The sequence below is a fragment of the Pseudoalteromonas sp. S558 genome (assembly GCF_005886635.1).
Taxonomy (GTDB): domain Bacteria; phylum Pseudomonadota; class Gammaproteobacteria; order Enterobacterales; family Alteromonadaceae; genus Pseudoalteromonas; species Pseudoalteromonas aliena.
Map to the genome: position 1 here is coordinate 1 of NZ_PNDU01000549.1, position 370 is coordinate 370.

The following is a 370-nucleotide window of genomic DNA, read 5'->3' on the forward strand; positions in this document are numbered from 1 at the left end:
AATTTTATTGACCACTACACACCATGGCAGAACCCGAAAAGGCAACAAGTAAAGTAAAAACGAGTGCTTCTAGTCCCCAAGCAAACTGTCTTGAAAAGCTAATTTGAGCACTGTAAAGGGCAGAAAAAATAGCCTGTGATATCGCTAACACCAACAATAAAGATGCTGTAATTAGGATGGTGCGTTTATTCGTAAATTCCATTTGGACCTCTTATAATTTTATATTTAATGCTTTTAAAAGCTGTAATAGCTCTCATACTTGGGGTATAAGACAGGTAAAGCGAGTTAATTATTTCACGTAAACCTATAAAAGTAATAATTAATAAAAAATAGCCTAAAGCTATGACTTTTTAAATCACCCGAATTCATT

1 pseudogene is annotated in these 370 nt (G+C 33.5%); it reads right to left on the minus strand.

From position 1 onward, the window contains the following. Window positions 1-19: 19 nt before the first annotated feature. Window positions 20-202: pseudogene (locus tag CWB66_RS21370) on the minus strand (thiamine biosynthesis protein ThiC); the annotation flags it as partial. Window positions 203-370: the final 168 nt, after the last annotated feature.